This is a genomic window from Corynebacterium aquatimens (genome assembly GCF_030408395.1).
Taxonomy (GTDB): domain Bacteria; phylum Actinomycetota; class Actinomycetes; order Mycobacteriales; family Mycobacteriaceae; genus Corynebacterium; species Corynebacterium aquatimens.
Genome location: NZ_CP046980.1, coordinates 2206555 through 2222160, shown reverse-complemented (window position 1 = coordinate 2222160; position 15606 = coordinate 2206555). Strand labels below are relative to the sequence as shown.

Genomic DNA, 15606 nt, shown 5'->3' with positions numbered 1-15606 from the left:
CGAATTCAATCCGAAACGATTTGATGACCCGGGAGCGGTGCTTAAGTTCGCAGCGGATATATCGGATAAGATCGAGGCGCTATTGAAGCCGAATCTTGCGGTCAAGCCGGTGATTTACAACACGATCATCGCCGGGCGAAATCCCGAGATGGCTCAACTATGGGGCCGGGAGCTCTCAGAGAGAGCTAAAAGCGATTCCAAGCACAACGGTTGGTGACCCGGGTTTAGTCCGTAGGGGCGGTTGATACTTAGGCCCGGGTCTCGCGGCGGCGGGTGAGGAATAGGCCGGAGGCGATGAGCAGAAGGCTGGTGATCACGATCGCGATGACGCTGGCGCCGGTGCTGGCGAGGGATTGGTTGGATGCGCCGTCGTCGTTGGTGCCGCTCTCTGTTGAGGGTGACTCTTGGTTGCGTGCGTCGCTGTCGGCAGGAATACCGTCTGGCGCGTTAGGGCTAGGGTTCTGTGCTGCACCGGGATTGAAGCCGGGTAGGTGGCCGGGTACTAGGCCCGGTGCGGTACCGGGGGGAGCGGCGGGGGCAAGGGCGGCGATGATGGTGGGTGCGGCATGCGCAGCGGCACCGATTAATCCAGCAAGCCCTAGGGATCCGGCTACGATGCCGGCGATGGCAGCGGGGCTGAGCTGCGGGCTGGGCATGGTGGTGTCGACCTTGGCAACAACGATGTTGTCGTATGCGAAGGCGGTGCCGCTCACCGTGGGGAGAGGTAGGAGGATCAGTTTCGGCTGGGATACCAGGGTAGCGGAGGTAGACGGCGTTTCTTCCAGCAAATAGAGGCCCGGGGTAAGTGATGCAAAGGTAGTTGATCCTGCAGCGTCGGTCCGCTGCGATGCAATGAAGGTCAGGCCACTCATACGGGCGTCGGCAAGCGTCATGTTTTTGGCGGAATTGCGCCCGTCTACGGCGGTCACGTCAATGCCGTTAACTCGGGACAGGGTGAACTCGATATCAGATACCGGTGGCGGGGTGGCCTGGTCGTATGGGTTGCCGGCCTCCTTACGCACCGTAAGGCTAATGGTCCGAGTGGGGTCTATAGAAGATGGCGCGAGGGAAGAATCGTTTCCGCTGATGACATGGTCGTCGGCAAGCGATGCTGGCATGGGGACGCTCATGGTCACGGTGAGTGAAACGGCCGCGGTCACGATGAGGGGTCGGAGTCTACGCATTGGAATTCTCCCTACGTTCTTTGTTGATCCACCAGATCAAGCGCCATGCGCCAAGTAGCGCGGGGATTAACAGAATGAGCATCCACCACTGGAAAATCGTGCCGGAATCGGTCAGAGCACCAGTATCGGCAGGGTCCATGGGAACGCGATGGGCGTGGACTAAAAGGCGGTGAGTGTTGACACCGTATGGTGTGCAGGTGATCAATGTCAGTCGATCCTCACCGGGCACAGCGCGGAGACTATCGACATCCTCGGGCAACACAACATCGATCTTGTCGACTTCATATTTCATCTGTTCGCCGAAGGTAGAAACATAGACAGCATCGCCGACCACGACCTTGGATAGGTTGTCCCATAAAGTCGCGTTGGTCAGGCCCGTGTGGCCGGTGATCACTGCGTGGGAGCCCGGCCCGCCGACGGGCAAAGATGTGCCGTAAAGGTGTCCCAAACCATGTTGCAACGTGTTCTCTCGCGTGCCGTGGTAAACGGGGAGCCGGGAATCGATTGAGGGGATAGCAACCTGGCTCATGGCGCGCAGGCCACTGAGCTGGGCGAGGTACTCCTGGTACTCAGTGTTGTCTTCGCTGATCCGCGATAGCCACGGGTCCAAGATCGGCCCGCCGGCCTTTTCGTCGTTGTAGAGGCGAGCTTTCTCAACCTGCTCGTTGAGCGTGTGCGGATCCGCTCCGGCGACGTCACTTTCGTATTGTTCCGCGACTTTCGCTTGCTGGGAGTTATTCCATTGCGTAGCCACGATCGGATACATGAGGCCAATGACCCCAAGCAGAATAAAAATAGTGGGCAGAAGGACCCGGCGCAGCAGCGACGCTTGTTCTTCGTCGCGCGCAGGCGTTTGTACGCTCGTGCTCAATGGGTCCTCCTTCGTCATCGGTTTCAAAAGAGTGGCGGGGATATGTTGCGGGTGCCTCCCCGCGAGGGCACATGTGCTTATCGACGGGTGTTTTTACGCGTTCTTCTTACGACGCGTCATTGCCAAACCAGCGATAAGGGAAATGATGCTCAGCGCTGCGATAGCGGCGATACCCATGCCACCGGTGCCCGGAAGGGTGTTGCGGGAAGCGTAGTTCTTGACGTCGGCGGTGTACGTGATCGCTGCTGCTGGTGCGCCAGTCTGCGCGTTCGGAGTGCCAACGTTGAGCGTGATCGGGTGGAGCTCGTCGGAAGCGACGTAACCAGCAGGGGCCTCAGTTTCCTTCAGGCAGTACTGGTTGTTCGCTGTCGCGTTGTTTGCAAAGTCCTCAACATGGACACCGGTGAGCGTGGCTTTACCATCAGCGCCGGTCGTGAAAGTGTTTTGGCCACCGACGGATTGAGCAGCGCTGTTAGCGAGCTGGGTCCAGTTGCCATTGTCATTCTGGCACTTCACCAGCTGGAACTGGGCGTTCTGCAGGGCGGCATTGGTGTTGCCGTCAGTCTTATTAATGGTCACGTTGCCCCAGTAGGTGTCTACCGGTGCGGACGTGGACACGGAAGCGGCGTTGTTACCCACCTTCGAACGCAGCGTTGCAGTGTTGCGCGCGTGCTGCTGGTCACCAGTCTTTGCAGCGGTGATGGTAGTGGTAGCGGTGGTCCCAGCCTTAGTGATGCCCGCGGCGGTGAAGGTGACCACGATCTGCTGGCCGTTTTTAGCGACGTTGTAGTCCGTACCGGCGGTGAGGCCGTTCACTGCTACGACAGCGTTAGCGGCATCCAAGCCAGCCGGGAGGGTGTCCGTAATGGAGTACTCCGTTGCGCCGGTCGGGACACCGGAGGTGATGGTGTAGCTAACGTTTCCGCCCTTGTGGATGTCGGTGTCAGCCACGGTCTTGTCAATGGTGACCTTGGTGTTTTTAGGGTAAGCGTGAACGGTGTACTGCCATGCGTTTTGGCTGTACAGCGGGACGTAGACCAGGAATGGGCTGGATGGGACCAGGCCGGAGTTCTCCGGAACACTAGTCTCCGTGACCTTGTACACACCCTTAGCCAAGCCGTTGATGGGCAGATCTCCCTGGGCATTTGTAGCACCCGTAGTTGAGAATGCGCCTGCGCCGCTCCATGCAGGGGAATCAGCGGTGAGGTTTTGTGCAGCCTGCCAGTCAGCTGCAGTGTTCAGGGGGCGTACGAGCTCAACCTTGTACTCAACGCCAGCTGGAGCAGCATCCCCGGGGGCGGTACCCAGCTGAGTACCGTCGCCCTGAGCACCGGTCGCGCCGACGCGCTTGTGGATCTGCAGGCTCAATGGCTGGGTGTTGTCAATGGAGCTGACCGTCTGTGCCTGCGATACAACAGGGTTAACGGCAATGCCAGCACCTGCGCCGGCAAAGGTCAGGCCCGCGGCAAGAGCAAGTGCCGCGGTCTTGGTCATGGTGCGTGCCATGGAAGTGGTCCTTTCGAAAGTGTCGGACTAGCCGATCAGTGTGGAGTTGGTGTGGTGTGGGTAAGCGCTGGGCCCCGAGGCTTCAGCGAGCTTGCAAATGAGTGGGAGCGGCTGCTCGCCTAACGACGCCCAGTGGGCCCAGCCCGGCGTCGCTCTACCTGTGCATTCATGGTTTTTCCTTGCCTTTTGTGTTTCTTTGTGCTTGGAGATTGAGGTTGTGGTGTCTAGGTTGATGTCTTGGTTATTTCCCGCCGTCGGGTTTCGATCACGACCAAGCCGATCAGAATTAAGAGCGTGAATAGCAGCGACTGGAGCCATACACCCATGCCGCCGGTTTCGGGGAGATTCCCTACCGCTACCGGGATGGTTAAGACGTTGACCGTCGTGCTTCCGCTCACTTCTTGTCCGCTTGTCGGTCTGAATACTGCGGTGACCTGCCGGTCATTGCCAACGGTGTTGAAAACAGCCTCGGGCAAAGTTGCTGTTCCACCGATCACGTTCGCCGTACCAAGGGAAACGCCGCCGTCGAAGAACTCGATGGTGCCACCGGTGGTTGCACCATCTACCTTTGCGGTGAGCTGCGTGGGGATGCCTGCGTAGATCGGGGTTTGGGCCGTGACTGTCACAGTCGTCGTAGTCACCACGGGTGCTTCGGCCACTTTCACGTTCCCACTGCCGGATGACGGTCCGAACTTCGACGGGGACGCTGGCGTGTATTTGGCAGTCACCCCGATTGAGTCGCCAGCCGCGCTGAATACCGCCGCGGGTAACGTTGCCGTCCCATTAGTTACATTGACTGGACCGCCGATCACGCTGCCGTCGTTACGCGTGAAGGTCACTGTTCCGTTCGTGACCACCGCTCCTTGTGGGTCGGTGACCGTAGCGGTCAGCGCACCTGGGGTATTAACGGTGAAAGTTTGGTTGGGCGTGACCGTGACCGTAGGCGTCACTGGCTTCACGTTGACGGATCCGTTAGTTGGCCCACTTGCCGACCAATTCGAGCCCGGCGCAGGGACGTACTCCACCGTTACTGGCGTAGTGGGGTTGGCATACTCAAAAGTGGTGTTAGCTAGCGTGGCTGTTCCATTGCGTACCTGCGCCGTGCCGATCTCTGCGCCGTTTTGGTCCTTGAACCTGACCGATCCCGACGCAACCGCCCCGCCTGGCGCCGTCACTGTCGCGGAAAGCGATCCCGGAGTACCTGCCGTCAATTCCTGGTTGGGATTTAACGCCACTGTGGTCTCCACAGGCTTCACCTTGATTGTGCCTTGAGCGTTGGACTTCGGTGTGTACGGCGAACCTGGCGCCGGCTCATACTTGACTATGACGGGAACTGCGTCGCCGATTTGGTTGAACGTAACGTTGGTGATCGTTGCAACACCTTCGGCGTTCACCCCAGCGGTGGCTATCCACGACCCGTCGGCTCGCTCAAACCTGATACTTCCCGTGGTAACGGCCGCCCCATCGGCACCCGTTACCTTTGCGGAAAGCGAGCCGGGCGTTCCAACGGTGAGCTCCTGATTCGGAGTCAGCGTGACCGTCGTGTCCACGCCACTGACCTTGACGGTTCCGGACCCTTGAGTGGTTTCGAAGAGCGACGTGTTCCCAGGGATGAATCGCACCGTGACAGGTTGTGCATCATTCGGGGCGGGAAATGCCGTGGTCAGGGTCGCTTTCACCACGCCACTTGCATCTGGCCGGCCAGATGCGATTCTGGTGGATCCGCGGTAGAACTCAACCGTTCCGTTCAAGGCCCCGGAATCAAATTCCTGGAGGCGCGCAGAAATCTGGGCGGGGGTGCTGCCCGTTGAATTTTCAACCGTTGTCTTCCCCGCGACGAACTCCTGATTTGGGTCCAGCGTGACCTTGATCTTCCGTTTTGGCAATTCTTGCGGTTTCACCCGGAAGATCGCAGTCTCCATGGGTCGGAGATAGTGGTTTGTATTGAAATTATATTTGAACTGTGCGAACTGTGGAACGTAAATTCCTGGGGTATTCGGAGCCTTGTAAACACCCTGAACGTTTGGGGTTGTGCGGCTTTCACGGTAATTATCGGTGCGTTGCACTCCGAAGTAGCCAGCAGTGACCGACGGGTAACCGGTTTGACCCCAACTCGGCCACTTGACGTCGCTCAGGTTCGTGGGCAACCTCGTAACCCCGCCAGTACCGTTTCCGCGAGTAAGAACGGTCGTGTTCCGATTATCTGTGCGCCTGCCACTGACGTACTCTGCGCCCGCGGGTGGATTGATTCCTAGCTCGTAAACGTCCGTCCAACTGACACGGGTCCCGCCGATAGCTACCGACGCATCCAGCGTGATTTGCTGACCCGGATCGACCGCAAGCGGGTTAGATACGTTTCGTTCTTGACCGTCTACCTTTGAATTATACGTTGACTCACCGTCATTTCGGCCAGGCCCTTGTTCGACGAGCTTCGTTAAATCCAGTGGGGTTTGGAAGTTTGCCTGCACGTCAGGATGTGGATTGAAACCATCAGCGCTGATGTACCTCGCGGTGACAACGTGGGGATACTGCGAGTTCGTGTACGACACCGGTGTGATTGTTTTAGTGACGCTGTCGCTGGCGCCGTTACCCAAATTGACTGGGTTATCAACGGGAACCCCGTCCAAGTAGAAATGAATCTTTCCACTCTGCGGGTTTGAGATGTCGACCCTGAAAGTCCCAGAAGAGTTGATATTTATCGTCTGCGGCGCGCTGACAAAGCGTACCGATGTGGTCTGCGCTTGGGCGATCGTTGGCGAGACCCCGGGGAGGTGGGGTTGGGTGATGCCGAGAAGGGCCAATACGAAAAAGAGCACGGTGACTCTTACATGCAGTGTGCGTCGCATTGCGCTCCTCTCTCCAGAACAATGGATTCGTGTCTTAGCTGCAGTAGCTTCGAGGGGACGAAACAGCCAAGAAAACCTCATATAAAGATAAATCCTCGGACGCCTTTGTGCAGCGCACTCCTAGCTCTACGGATCTGCTGAACCCGAATCTGATGAACCCCAATTCAAAAAGATGAAACGGCAACAAATATGTGATGCTTAAGTTGCAGAATTTCACTTTGTCTACTGCAGCAGTTTCCCTGATGTCTGTTATTAATTCACCAGAGATTCATCCGCGTCCATGGTCGTGAGGCCCTCCCGCTTCCGCTCCCGGCGGATCCACCACACAAGCGCGGCGAGGATCAGGGCGGTAAGGACCATGAGCAGCCACATCCACCACTGCATGATGGACTGTTTGTCTTCGAAGACGCCTTGGTCGGCGTCGTCCCAGGGGACGCGGTGGGCGTGAACTAGGAGTCGGTGGGTGTTGATGCCGTAGGGGGTGCAGGTGATCAGGGTCAGGCGGTCTTCGCCCGGGATAGGTTGGAGGCCGTCGGTGTCTTCCGGTTCGACGACTTGGATGTCATCGACGACGTATTTCAGTTTTTCGCCGAAGGTGTTCAGGTACACCGCGTCGTTAAGCTTTACTTGCTCTAAGTTGTCAAAGAGCGTGGCGTTGGTGATCCCCGTGTGACCCGTGATGACGGAGTGGGTGCCCGCACCGCCGAGCGGAAGGGCCGTGCCGTACATGTGGCCCAGGCCGATCTGCAGTGTCTTTTCCGCCGTGCCGTGGTAGACGGGGAGCGTGAGGTTGATGCTGGGGATGACCATCTGACTCATCGCGGGCGCACCGCTGAGTTGCTTCAGGTAGTGCTGATACTCGGCGTTGTCTTCACTGATGCGAGCAAGCCACGGGTCCAGGATGGGGCCGCCCTTGAGCTGCGAGTTGTACTCGCGCGCGGCCTCAATCTGGGGGTTGAGTTGCTGCTGCGGCAGGTTGCGCATCTCCTCCGCGTAGTTCGCCGCGACCTTTTGCTGCAGGTAGTTGTTGTATTGCGTGGATACCACTGGGTACAGCAGCACCGCGATGCCAATCAGAATGATGATCGCGGGAAGGCCCACTCGCTGAAAGAACGTGGCGCGCTTCGCGTGGCGGGGTTTCGTTGTAGGCGCGCTCATGGGGGTCAAGCTTAGAGTCAAAGTTACGATCGCTTCGCGTACGGCTACGCCGCGTATCGACGACGCGTCCCAACCGCAGCCGCCACACCCGCCACGATGATCATGAGTGCCGCCGCCGTTGTGGACCAGATGCCCCGGCCGCCGGTGGCCGGGAGCGTGCCGCCATCCTGCGGACCGATGACGGTGATCGTCTCGGTGCCTTCGATCGTTGTGCCGCTGCCGGTCGGGGTGAACACCGCCTTGATTTGCCGGTCACCGGAGACGTTGATGATGGCGTTGTCCAGCGTTGCCGTGCCGCCGGTGACCGGGACGCCGTTGGCCTGGTCCAGCGGGGATCCGAGGGGGACCGGGTTGTTCGGGTCGGTCACGTCGAAGAACTGCACGGTGCCGGTAAGGGTGTCGTCGTCAAGCCTGGCCTTGAGCTGCGAGGGGATGCCGGCGTAGACGGGGGTGTCGTTGAACGGAGTGATGGTGGCAGCGACGGTGGGTTCTTCGACCGTGATGTCCGCGGTGGTCGTGGACTCATTCCACGGCGTGCCGTCCTCGGGGGTGAACTTCACTTCGACGGGGTAGGTGCCGGCCTGGGCGAAGGTGATGTCGGGGAAAGTCACGGTGCCGTCGGTGCCAACGGGAAGCGTGGCGGTGACGGGCTGGCCGTTGTCGTAGCTGATGGTCACGTTGCCGACGGGCGTTCCGGTTCCGCCGCCCTTCGGTGCGACGGCGACCTTAAGCGTTCCGGGCTTGCGGACCGTGAACGTCTCGGGATCGGGCGTTGCGGTGATTTCGGTGTCCGCGGCTGGCTGGTTGCTCTTGATAGTCGCGGTCTTCGTGGATTCCTGGAAAATCGTCGGCTCGGTGGAGTTCAGGGTCGCGATGATCTCGTAGCCGTTGGCGGGGTCGAACGGTGCGGTGACGCTGGCCACGCCGTTGGTGATGGTCTGGGCACCAAGGGGCGTGACCTGACCCGTTGTCTTGTTGCGGGCTTTGAACGTGACCGTTCCCTTGATCAGCGGGTCGGGCATGGTCGCGGTGATGGTGCGGTTGTTATCCGATGCAGGATCGCCGACGGCGAGTGTGAAGTTCGGCTTGTGCGGGGCGATGACCTTGGTGGAGGCGAACTTGGCCAGCGCGGCGTCGTTCGGGCGGCACAGTGTGGTGACGGTGTCGTACCACTCCACGAAGCCCAGCGTGTTGGCGTAGTTAAGTTCCTTGTTGTTGGCGATACTGGCGTTCTCCAGGCTGCCAGCGTTACGCAGGCCGAAGTTGACGAACTCGCCGTCGGTCTGCCCCGCGGTGACATCCACCGTGACTTCGGGCAGTTGATAGGTGCCAAACTGCAGCTTCGAACCCCTACCGGTACCGAAGCCGATGCCGTAGCCGGCGTCGTTACCACTGCGCGGGTAGGCCTCGCTGAAGTCCGGTCGACCTGGGTAATCATCACCCATCATGCGTAGGGTCATTCCGTTCGGGTCCCTTGTGTCCCCGGCTGCGGTGGAATCGTACCGGAACACCGTTGGCGGGCGGTGGTACGTGTTGGTCCTGTAGTTGAAGCCGCTCACGTTCGTGCCCGTGCTGGTGACTGCGGCGCTGTCGATGGTCGCGTTATTCGGAAGGGTTACGTCGAACGTTATGCGGCCTATGTAGCCGCGGCTACCGCCGCCATTGGTGACGGTTCCCTGGCTGAGCTGGTACTTCACCTGGTACTTTTCACCCGTGGCCACGTACTTCGGGTACGTGACCGTGATCTGCTGCGGCGCCTGGTATGTGCGCGTTGCCGGTAGCCCAGTTTGCACGTTGAAAGACTGGCAGCTCAACGTGGTGTTGATGGTTTCCGTCACGGTTTCCGCCGCGTTCGCCTCTTGGATTGCGATGGGGGAGAACACCGACATCGTCGAAAGGATACCCGCCACGGCGGCGGTTGCAGCCGGTGCCCGGAAGAACTTCCGGGACTGGGCCTTCTGAGTGTGCGTGCGCTTAGACATTGCGGGCCCCCTTCTTGCCGCGGCGGGCCAAAACGATACCGAAGAGGATCAAGATGCTGCCAGCGAGGATGGACCAGAGCACGTTCGCACCGGTGGAAGCCAAGGAGTCTTCTGAATCATCGATGTTTCCTGCTCCATCGGTTCCTTCACTGCCAGTCCCCGTGCTGGAAGCCCCGGCTCCAGGTTGTTCTGGGTAATCTCCCTGGCCCGGAGCGCCGGGCGCATCCGGGTTTGCTGGCAGCGCGCCGGGCTGACCTGGTAGTCCTGGCTGTCCAGGTGCTCCCGGGAGAGCCGGTACCCCAGGCAAGCCAGGGAACGCGCCCGCAGGGAATTGCGCCAGGATTGAAGGCAGCGTTGCGATAGCCAAGACCCCTGGGAGCACCATCGCGGCAATCGCGGCAGCACGAATGAAAGCACGCGTGGTTGCATCCAGCCCAGCCTTTGTGACAATGAGACTGTCGGTCACGAACTCTTGGTTGAGTGAGTCTCCCAACGGAAGGAGAATCAGTTGCGGATCAGACGTCCGATAATCATGCTGCGTATCCGGCGCGGATTCTTCAAGCAGGTACAACCCGGCGGTGAGCTGAGCGAAGCGGGTTTCGCCGGAGTCGTTGGTCTGCTGGGTGGCGATCGCGGTCAAGCCCTTCGCCCGAGCTTGATCAACAGTCATCGCTTTTGCGGCTTCGCGAGCGTCGGTTGTGCTGACGTCGGTATTATCCACACGGCTGAGCGTGAACGGGATGCCCGCGTTACCACCGGGAGGGAGGGCGCCAGCGGGAACAGCGTCGTTAGGGTTCACCGGTGTCTTCTTGACGGTCAGGCTTAACTGGTTGAGCTGAGGGATGAAATTCTCTATGTTCAAGCCCTTGTCATTACCTGCGACAACCTGCGCGTCAGCAAGGGGTGCGCTGACCACGGGCGCGCCAACGCCGGTGCTCAGTAGCACACTCGTCAGCGCCCCGAGGGCGATCTTGCGCATCCGCATGGGAATCCTTTTCACGGTCAGTTTTTAAAGAGTGGCGGGGATAGATTTACGCGCCTCCCCTTCACCGGGCGCGGTTGGTGAAGAACCTTTCACCAACGGGGTGCCGCACTAAAGCGCCTGTTTGCGTAGTGCAGCGCTTGTTTGCGTAGTGCAGCGTTAAGCTGCACTACGCAGCGTTGCGGCGAGCAGCGAATGCACCCGCGCCAACGATGCCCAAGCCGGCCAGAACGATAAGCACGATACCCATGCCACCGGTGTTGGGCAGGAGGTTGCGGGAAGTCGAGTTGGTGATTTCGACAGACGCGTTCTTGTTGGCCACCGTCAGGTTCACCGGGCGGAGGTTGTCGTCGCCGACGTAACCAGCAGGAGCCTTGGTCTCCTTGACGCAGTACTTCGCGGCATCGCCAGCTGCGCCGTCGACGTAGTCCTGAACGTGAATACCGTTGATGGTCACCTTGCCGTCCGCGCCGGTGGTGAAGGTTGCAGTGGTTCCGACGGTCTCAGGCTGGGTGCCAACAACCTGGCTCCATGCGCCGCCCGCACCCGCCTGGCACTGAACCAGCTGGAAGTCAGCACCCTGCAGGCCGGCACCAGCGGAGCTCTTCTTGGTGATGGTCACGTTGCCCCAGTGGGAAACGACCTCGTTGGAGGTGTAAGTGGTGTTTCCTGCGGTAACGGTGGCCTTGTTGGTGGCCTGGTTGACCGTGCCGTCGTACTTCGCGCTGATGACAACCTGGACGCGCTTGTTGGCGGTGGTGATCTTGTTACGGCCAGCCTCAGTGAAGGTGACGGTGACTTGCTGGCCGTTCTTGGTCACGGTGTAGTCGGTGTTTGCGACGAGGGTGCCCGCGCTGGAGTCAACGAAGCTCGGGGTCGCGGTGGCGCCAGCGGCATCGAGGCCAGCAGGAAGGGTGTCGGTGAACACGAAGTTGTCACCCACACCGGCACCGGCTGCGCTGTCACCGGAAGCGACGATGGTGTACTCGACGTTGCCGCCGTTGTGGATGCCAGCGTCCTTCACGGACTTGGCAATGGTGGCGGTGTTGTTCTTCGGGTAAGCGTGAACGTTGTAGATCCAGTCGCCGTTCTCAGCGGCCATCGGGACGTACACGAGGAACGGCTTGCCCGCGATGACGCCGGTCGGGACCGCGGTCTCGGTGACGCGGTAGACACCCATCGGGAGGTTGTTGAAGTATGCGTCGCCAGCAACACCGTCAGCGCCGGTGGTCTTGGTCTGCGGGCTGAAAGAGGTGTCCGCGGTCGCATTTTCGACGGTAAGCGTACGAGCGGCCTCCCAGTCGGCCGGGGTGTCCAGCTTCTGCACGAGCTCGATCTGGAACTCGACGCCGTTACCAGCCTGGCCCGGGACGCCAGCCATCTCCTGACCGGTCGCCTTGGTGTTGGTTTCCGCACCGAAGCGCTTGTGGATGGTCAGCGAACGGGAGTTGTTCGGGTTAATGGTGCTGACGGTCTGCTGTGCGCCAGCAACGGCGGACTCGATTGCGACCCCGCCGACGCCGGCGAAGGTCAGGCCAGCAGCCAGAACGATAGCTGCGGACTTGCGGATGGCACGTGCCATAGTGGTAATCCTTTCGAGGATGTCGCCGGCCCCGAAAGCGGGATCGAGCGCAAGTTTTAGTTGGAAGGTGAAACTTTTGTAAAACTGCACCCGCGCCGTTTGCGGTTGTGAGCGTGGACGGGAATCTTCCTACCGCACACCGCCGCAATTCATGGTCATCCTTTTGATAACAAAGGGATAACCAATGGCTGTGAGTGCCTGCAAAGAAGATTAGATGTCGCTGGAAGCAAATGCCTAGTTGGTTTCCAAAAATTCACCTTTGTGACACCTTCTGGTTTCCACGATGTACCTACACGTTTGATGTGGTCCTGGGCAGATGTGGTCCTGGACAGGGGTGTGCGGGGGTTTGGTTTGTCGGCGGGGGATGCGGTGAAAAAAACTCCGCCCCACCGTTGGAAGGACCGGTGGGGCGGAGTTTTCGACCTGTGTTCTTGGAAGGAACATCACCTACTGTACAGCGTTTCCTTGAATAATTCACCCAGGCGCGGATAATTTTTGTTGACCTTTGGGCAAACAAACTGGTGCCTGTGCAAACGGAAAGTTAACGGAAAGCGTTGTTTGGGTACTACGGTGCGGTAGGGGGCGTCGATAAGCAAAAAGCCCCGCCGAAGCGGGGCCTGAGCTGTAATTATTACTTGCGGGTAACTACGGAAGTTTCCTTGCGGTTGATGACGCTGCGGGCACCAGCAGCACCGGCAAGGGTGGAGAGGACTGCGCCGAGCAGCAGGCCAGCGAAGGTCCACCAGGTACCAGCGGCAGCCTGCGGAGCGTACTCATTGTATGCATCGCGGGCGTTGTCGCGAGCCTCTTCAGCGCGGTCGCGAGCCTCGTCACGAGCGTTGTCGATGTCTTCCTGGGTAACCTCATCAGCACGGTCCTGAGCAGCGTCAGCAGCGTTCTCAGCGTCCTCGGAGGTGACGGTTGCAGCGTTGGAAGCAGTCTCAGCAGCGGTGCCAACAACGTTGCCCAGCACGCCGAACGCGCCGCCAACGATGGAGGTGCCCAGCCAGCCGACCAGGATCAGGGTAGCAATCAGGCTGGAAGCCCAGGTAGCAAAACCGTGGAACAGACCAGCGCGCACGCCGAGGGCACCGGAGACGTAGCCAGCTGCGAGGAACGCAACGATCAGGCCGATGACGGTGAAGATGCCGGTCGCGGTACCGGAGGAGCCCTGCAGACCCATGGCGCCAGCGCCGATGCCCAGCAGAATAATGATGCCCAGGAAGGTCACCACGCCGGCGATGATGGCGCCCCAGGAGACGTTGCCGTCAGACACGTTCGGGGAGTCGGTGCCGATGGTTGCTTCCTGTGCGGAGTGGTCATCAGCAGCAGCGCGGCGGTCAACCTCAACTGCGGTGGAGGTGGAAGCGTCGTCGTAGTCGAGGGCGCGAGCGTCCTCGTGGCGGTTAACGCGGTTGGTCATGAGAAGATCCCTTCAAAAGTTTCGCTGTATTAGCACGGGGCGTTGTACCCCTTTTTGTTGTTAGGTTTGAGTGCCTGTTGGCAACCTTGGGCAACGATATATAAGTGGAATGTTTTACGTTGTCACGATCTGGTAACGGGCTGGGGTGGTGTAGAGCTGGCTGTTAGTAGCATGCGGCGGCGCTGAGTGGGCTGGACCAGCAGTGATGTCTGGAATTTCAAGGTGAGTAGGGTACGGCGGGGCTGCAATGCGCGGGGTTTCTGTGATCAGTTTGTAACGGAGTCGTCGTTAAGCTGATGCTCTATTTCCAGCTTCCCGTTGCTGAATCGTTTTAGTTCGCGCCCCACAGCGCGCGGCGGTGGCGGAGAATTCGTTCAAGGTCGCGTCGCTGGCGGGGGTGCGAATCAATCGCGGCGTTAATACGATCCGCGGCGTGCGCGGTGGCGCGAAGTGCTTTAGCCATGATGTCGTCTATCGCTAATTCTGGAAGGCCGATCTGGGTGGCGAAAGCACGGAAAATTTTCGCGCTGATGTTGTCTCTTCTACCTTGAACGGTCAGGGCCATTGACGTGTCGCCGTAAGGCAGCGTGCTAGGGATGTCATAGATCGGAGCGACGTGATAGCCTACCCCGCGGTCCAAAACGGAAATGTTCTTTGCGTGCAGGTCACCGTTGCCGGTCAGCCAGGCCAACGCCACCATGTAGGCGAGCGTGCGTGCTGCGAGCAGCGGCGCACTTGTAACGGACATAACTGCAGCGGCAACGTCCTCCATCGTCGGCGAGTACTTGTCGGCTGGATAGATGCCTAAGATTTGTGCCGCGTCTTCCACTGGCAAACGGGCGTGGCCCACGCGGTCGAAGCGGCTGACTAGAAGTGCTGATCGTCCGTGAACGTCATGGATGATTTTCGTGGTGGATACCGGGAAGCTCTTCGCATTAATCTCGGCCATTGCGAAACATTCCCGCTCATTCTCCACAAGCATTGGGTACTCGGGGGGCGAGACCTTCAGGATGAAGTCCTCCTCGGAGCTTTGCGCGAGTCCTTTTTGGTGGACATGTACAGGTGCGGCGATGGTGCGTGCCGATGCCTTGTCTTGAACGCCCGCCATGGCTACCGGATCGACGATTCCTGAATCAGCCAGCACTGAACTGAAATCCAAGTCGTGGTCCAGATCCACATGGGCGATGGCATCGACCGGTGCTTCCCCAGGCCTTACCACACTTACTGCACCCACGGTGTTAGCGCCGACGGCCAAAAGCAGATCCAGCTCATTGTCGGCCGACGTTTTCACAGCGTTTTTTAGGCTGGTTAACCTGCGCCCTTCCGGCAAAAGGTTGGAGAAATATGGTGGTAGAGCTCCTGCCATGTTCACCCACGGGCCGCCGTCGAGGGGGAGGGTCGAGGCTACGCGCCAGCCGTTGTGGGCGGCCTCCGGGGTGTAGGAAAACTCAACGGCTCCGCCTGTGTACACCGCTGGAGTGTTTTGGGCCGAATACGCGTTTAGGCGGACAAAATGACCAGCTAAATGGGGGCCGAGGTAGACGTCCGCGACGACGGTTCCGTGCTTTCTCGCGCTATCCATTACCTGTACCTCGGGCGGCCATCGGGTTCCGGCTCACTGGGGCTAGCTCGTAGCCGAGCACTCCAAGCACGCGGATTGCCTTCCCCATCTCTAACGTTTCCTTGCCGTGTTCAAGGTCGCGAACAAAGCGGTCGGAGACCTGAGCCAAGTTCGCGAGTTCCACCTGCGTGAGCCCTAGGTTGCGTCGCTCTTGCCTGACCGCGGCCCCTATGTGCTCAACTCCCACGCATACCTCCTTGGTCTCGTGGCGTCTAGTAAGTACCTTTCTGGCGATTAAGTTCGCCCAAATTCGGAGCGTACGGTCGTATTTTACACGGTATCGAGGGGGTTAGCGGTCAGTTCTTGGGAAAATCTGCGTGTACGTTCCGAATTGGAGGTTGGCGTAGGAGTTGCTGATGGAACGGGTTGGGCCGGACGGGGGCCCGACGGGGCGTGGGCGAAATTTGTATCCAACTTTCGATAGAAAATGTAAATCCGCAGGTCACAGACC

Annotated in this window: 11 protein-coding genes; all 11 read right to left on the bottom strand. The window is 59.5% G+C overall.

Features of this window, described 5'->3' with window-relative positions:
• Nucleotides 1-248: 248 nt before the first annotated feature.
• On the bottom strand, nucleotides 249-1184 hold the full coding sequence (locus CAQUA_RS10060; RefSeq protein ID WP_196825241.1) for an isopeptide-forming domain-containing protein: 936 nt from the start codon (nucleotides 1182-1184) through the stop codon (nucleotides 249-251).
• On the bottom strand, nucleotides 1177-2055 hold the full coding sequence (locus tag CAQUA_RS10055) for a class C sortase (protein WP_231375554.1): 879 nt from the start codon (nucleotides 2053-2055) through the stop codon (nucleotides 1177-1179). Before CAQUA_RS10055 ends, CAQUA_RS10060 begins: the two co-directional genes overlap by 8 nt.
• Nucleotides 2056-2148: 93 nt before the next feature.
• Nucleotides 2149-3561, bottom strand: a complete 1413-nt coding sequence (locus CAQUA_RS10050; protein ID WP_196825243.1) for a SpaH/EbpB family LPXTG-anchored major pilin — start codon at nucleotides 3559-3561, stop codon at nucleotides 2149-2151.
• Nucleotides 3562-3785: 224 nt separating this feature from the next.
• The gene (locus tag CAQUA_RS10045; RefSeq protein ID WP_196825244.1) at nucleotides 3786-6377 is read right to left on the bottom strand and encodes an Ig-like domain repeat protein; all 2592 of its coding nucleotides are present in this window, start codon (nucleotides 6375-6377) and stop codon (nucleotides 3786-3788) included.
• A 282-nt stretch (nucleotides 6378-6659) separates the two neighbouring features.
• Nucleotides 6660-7565 carry a class C sortase gene (locus CAQUA_RS10040; RefSeq protein ID WP_196825245.1) on the bottom strand — a complete coding sequence of 302 codons (906 nt, stop codon included), beginning with the start codon at nucleotides 7563-7565 and terminating at the stop codon, nucleotides 6660-6662.
• 44 nt (nucleotides 7566-7609) lie between these two features.
• Entirely contained in the window at nucleotides 7610-9547 is a 1938-nt protein-coding gene (locus tag CAQUA_RS10035) for a hypothetical protein (RefSeq protein WP_196825246.1), read from the bottom strand.
• Nucleotides 9540-10532: a pilin N-terminal domain-containing protein gene (locus tag CAQUA_RS10030; RefSeq protein ID WP_196825247.1), complete on the bottom strand. Its 993-nt coding sequence runs from the start codon at nucleotides 10530-10532 to the stop codon at nucleotides 9540-9542. Before CAQUA_RS10030 ends, CAQUA_RS10035 begins: the two co-directional genes overlap by 8 nt.
• 166 nt (nucleotides 10533-10698) lie before the next feature.
• Nucleotides 10699-12111, bottom strand: a complete 1413-nt coding sequence (locus tag CAQUA_RS10025; protein ID WP_196825248.1) for a SpaH/EbpB family LPXTG-anchored major pilin — start codon at nucleotides 12109-12111, stop codon at nucleotides 10699-10701.
• Between the two features lie 631 nt (nucleotides 12112-12742).
• Entirely contained in the window at nucleotides 12743-13534 is a 792-nt protein-coding gene (locus tag CAQUA_RS10020; RefSeq protein WP_196825249.1) for a hypothetical protein, read from the bottom strand.
• A 331-nt stretch (nucleotides 13535-13865) separates the two neighbouring features.
• Nucleotides 13866-15116: a type II toxin-antitoxin system HipA family toxin gene (locus CAQUA_RS10015; protein WP_196825250.1), complete on the bottom strand. Its 1251-nt coding sequence runs from the start codon at nucleotides 15114-15116 to the stop codon at nucleotides 13866-13868.
• On the bottom strand, nucleotides 15109-15342 hold the full coding sequence (locus tag CAQUA_RS10010; RefSeq protein WP_196825251.1) for a helix-turn-helix transcriptional regulator: 234 nt from the start codon (nucleotides 15340-15342) through the stop codon (nucleotides 15109-15111). Before CAQUA_RS10010 ends, CAQUA_RS10015 begins: the two co-directional genes overlap by 8 nt.
• Nucleotides 15343-15606 lie beyond the last annotated feature (264 nt).

Bases quoted from the DNA above. Each gene is read 5' to 3' on its own strand.
- CAQUA_RS10060 (WP_196825241.1), bottom strand. From the start codon at position 1,184: ATGCGTAGACTCCGACCCCTCATCGTGACCGCGGCCGTTTCACTCACC.
- CAQUA_RS10050 (WP_196825243.1), bottom strand. From the start codon at position 3,561: ATGGCACGCACCATGACCAAGACCGCGGCACTTGCTCTTGCCGCGGGC.
- CAQUA_RS10040 (WP_196825245.1), bottom strand. From the start codon at position 7,565: ATGAGCGCGCCTACAACGAAACCCCGCCACGCGAAGCGCGCCACGTTC.
- CAQUA_RS10035 (WP_196825246.1), bottom strand. From the start codon at position 9,547: ATGTCTAAGCGCACGCACACTCAGAAGGCCCAGTCCCGGAAGTTCTTC.
- CAQUA_RS10030 (WP_196825247.1), bottom strand. From the start codon at position 10,532: ATGCGGATGCGCAAGATCGCCCTCGGGGCGCTGACGAGTGTGCTACTG.
- CAQUA_RS10025 (WP_196825248.1), bottom strand. From the start codon at position 12,111: ATGGCACGTGCCATCCGCAAGTCCGCAGCTATCGTTCTGGCTGCTGGC.
- CAQUA_RS10020 (WP_196825249.1), bottom strand. From the start codon at position 13,534: ATGACCAACCGCGTTAACCGCCACGAGGACGCTCGCGCCCTCGACTAC.
- CAQUA_RS10015 (WP_196825250.1), bottom strand. From the start codon at position 15,116: ATGGATAGCGCGAGAAAGCACGGAACCGTCGTCGCGGACGTCTACCTC.